Genomic DNA, 3442 nt, shown 5'->3' on the forward strand with positions numbered 1-3442 from the left:
TCGGGCGTCTTCAACTTCGCCCAGGGCGCCATGGTGCTCTTCGCCGCCCTGGCCATGGCCCGCTTCTCCGAGTGGATTCCCCTGTGGACCGGCGTCGAGAACAAGTGGGTGGCCAACGCCGCGGCCTTCGTGGCGGCGGGCGCGCTGATGTTCGCCATGGCCTGGCTGATCGAGCGGCTGGTGCTGCGCCACCTGGTGAACCAGGAGGCCGCCACGCTGCTGATGGCCACGCTGGGCATCACCTACTTCATCGACGGCCTGGGCCAGAGCCTGTTCGGCAGCAACATCTACAAGATCGACATCGGCATGCCCAAGGACCCGGTGTTCGTGCTGGACTCGGTGTTCCAGGGCGGCCTGCTGCTCAACCAGGAAGACGTCATCGCCGCGGCCATCGCCGCCGCGATGGTGATCGCGCTCAGCCTGTTCTTCCAGAAGACGGCCACCGGCCGGGCCCTGCGCGCCGTGGCCGACGACCACCAGGCCGCGCAGTCCATCGGCATCCCGCTCAACCGCATCTGGGTCATCGTCTGGTGCGTGGCCGGCCTCGTGGCACTGGTGGCCGGGATGATCTGGGGCTCCAAGCTGGGCGTGCAGTTCTCGCTCACCACCATCGCGCTGCGCGCGCTGCCGGTGGTGATCCTGGGCGGCCTCACCTCGGTGCCCGGCGCCATCATCGGCGGGCTGATCATCGGCGTGGGCGAGAAGCTCTCCGAGGTCTACCTCGGGCCGTTCGTGGGCGGCGGCATCGAGATCTGGTTCGCCTATGTGCTGGCGCTGGTGTTCCTGCTGTTCCGGCCCCAGGGGCTGTTCGGCGAAAAGATCATCGATCGCGTGTAACGCACAAGAACAAAGAAAAGAAAGCCCGCCATGTTCTATCGTGAAAACGGTCAATTCAAGACCACCTACCGCGCCGACCAGCAGATCTTCCCGATCGCGCAGGACCGCTGGTTCATCCTGGCCCTGATCGCGCTGGCCTTCGTCGCCGTGCCCATGCTCGCCAGCGACTATCTGATGCGCGCCATCCTGATCCCCTTCCTGATCTTCTCGCTCGCCGCCGTGGGCGTGAACATCCTGGTGGGCTACTGCGGCCAGATCTCGCTGGGCTCGGGTGCCTTCATGGCCGTGGGGGCCTACGGCGCCTACAACTTCTTTGTGCGCGTGCCGGGCATGCCGCTGGTCCCGGCACTGATCCTGGGTGGGCTGTGCGCCACGCTGTTCGGCATCCTGTTCGGCCTGCCCAGCCTGCGCGTGCGCGGTCTGTACCTCGCGGTGGCCACGCTGGCCGCGCAGTTCTTCGCCGACTGGATGTTCCTGCGCATCAAGTGGTTCACGCTGGACACGCCCTCGGGCTCGGTGGCGGTGTCCAACCTGCAGGTCTTCGGCCTGCCGCTGGAGAGCGCCGCGAGCAAGTACCTGTTCTGCCTGGCGGTGCTGGCGGTCATCGCGCTGCTGGCCAAGAACCTGGTGCGCAGCGCCATCGGCCGCGAGTGGATGGCGATCCGCGACATGGACGTGGCCGCCGCGGTGATCGGCATCCGCCCGATGTACGCCAAGCTCAGCGCCTTCGCGGTGAGCAGCTTCATCATCGGCGTGGCCGGCGCGCTCTGGGCCTTCGTCTACCTCGGCGCGTGGGAGCCCTCGGCGTTCTCCGTGGACTACTCCTTCCGCCTGCTGTTCATGGTGATCATCGGCGGCCTGGGTTCCATCATGGGCAGCTTCTTCGGCGCGGCCTTCATCGTGGTGCTGCCCATCGCCCTGAGCCAGTTCCTGCCCTTCGTGGCCGGCCTGTTCGGCTTCTCCATTTCCACCACCGCGGTCTCGCACGCCGAGCTGATGATCTTTGGTGGGTTGATCGTGTGGTTCCTGATCGTCGAGCCCCATGGGCTGGCGCGGCTGTGGTCCATCGGCAAACAGAAGCTGCGCCTGTGGCCCTTCCCGCACTGAGCGGCAGGTTGCTGGCAAGTACCGATGTTTTTCGTGGTGTTTGAGCGTTTACTGAGTGTGTGTTTCAACCTTTCATGACATGGAGACAACTATGAAACTTCGCAAGATCGTTGTGGCCGCCACGGTGGCGCTCGCGGGCGCCGCGTCGCTGGTGTCGACCGCCGCACTGGCCCAGGCCAAGGAGCAGTACCTGCCCGTGCTGTCGTACCGCACCGGCGCCTACGCGCCCAACGGCACGCCCACCGCCAACGGCATCGTCGACTACTACAAGCTGGTCAACGCGCGCGGCGGCATCAACGGCGTCAAGCTGCTGGTGGAAGAGTGCGAAACCATGTACGACACGGCGCGCAGCGTGGAATGTTATGAACGCCTCAAGGGCAAGAACGGCGGCGCCGCGCTGATCCACCCCTGGGCCACTGGCGCGACCTTCGCGCTGACGGAAAAAGCCTCGGTCGACAAGATCCCGCTGATCACCACCGGCTATGGCCGCAGCGAGAGCGCCGACGGCACCATCTTCAAGTGGAACTTCCCGCTGCTGGGCACCTACTGGGTGGCGGCCGACGTGATCGTCCAGGCCATCGCACAGAAGGAAGGCGGCCTCGACAAGCTCAAGGGCAAGAAGATCGCCCTCGTCTACCACGACTCGCCGTTCGGCAAGGAACCGATCCCGCTGCTGCAGGAGCGCAGCAAGATGCACGGCTTCGAGCTGCAGCTGCTGCCCGTGGCCGCGCCCGGCGTGGAACAGAAAGCCACCTGGCTGCAGATCCGCCAGTCGCGCCCCGACTACACCCTGCTCTGGGGCTGGGGCGTGATGAACTCCACCGCCCTGAAGGAAGCCCAGGCCACCGGCTACCCGCGCGAGAAGATGTACGGCGTGTGGTGGTCCAGTGCCGAGCCCGACGTGAAGGACGTGGGCCAGGGCGCCAAGGGCTACAACGGCGTCACGCTGCAGCACGGCACCGACAAGAACGCCCCCATCATCAAGGAGATCCTGGCCAAGCTGCACGACAAGGGCCAGGGCACCGGCCCGCGCGACGAGGTCGGTGAAACCCTGTACCTGCGTGGCGTGGTCAGCGCCGCCGTGGGCATCGAAGGCATCCGCGCCGCGCAGGAGCGCTTCGGCAAGGGCAAGGTCATGACGGGCGAGCAGGTGCGCTGGGGCCTGGAAAACCTGAACCTGACGCAGGCCAAGCTGGACGCGCTGGGCTTCAAGGGCGTGCTGCGCGGCCCCATCAGCACCTCGTGCGCCGACCACGTGGGCGCGGGCGCTGCGCGCATCCACACCTGGGACGGCACCAAGTGGACCTTCACCTCCGACTGGATCGAGGCCGATCAGCAGATCATCAAGCCCATGGTGAAGACCACGGCCGCGAAGTACGCGGCCGAGAAAAAACTGACGGCCCGCACCCCGGCCGACTGCCAGAGTTAAGCACCGCCGCCGCGCTGCGCGCGCGGCGGTTCTCTCGCGGCTGGTTTTTCCAGCCGCCATCTGCCAGGG

General features: G+C 66.4%; 3 protein-coding genes. All 3 read left to right on the forward strand.

Annotated elements, in window-relative coordinates; all coding sequences use genetic code 11:
* On the forward strand, positions 1-837 hold an 837-nt coding region (locus AC3WPZ_RS27755), incomplete at its 5' end, for a branched-chain amino acid ABC transporter permease (RefSeq protein WP_492442574.1).
* Positions 838-867: 30 nt separating this feature from the next.
* Positions 868-1944 (forward strand): branched-chain amino acid ABC transporter permease, encoded by a 1077-nt coding sequence (locus tag AC3WPZ_RS27760; protein WP_291121912.1) that lies wholly within the window; start codon positions 868-870, stop codon positions 1942-1944.
* A 91-nt stretch (positions 1945-2035) separates the two neighbouring features.
* Positions 2036-3373 carry an ABC transporter substrate-binding protein gene (locus AC3WPZ_RS27765; RefSeq protein ID WP_382322020.1) on the forward strand — a complete coding sequence of 446 codons (1338 nt, stop codon included), beginning with the start codon at positions 2036-2038 and terminating at the stop codon, positions 3371-3373.
* Positions 3374-3442 lie beyond the last annotated feature (69 nt).

It is taken from the genome of Hydrogenophaga sp. FW305-3-2-15-A-LB1 (assembly GCF_058787875.1).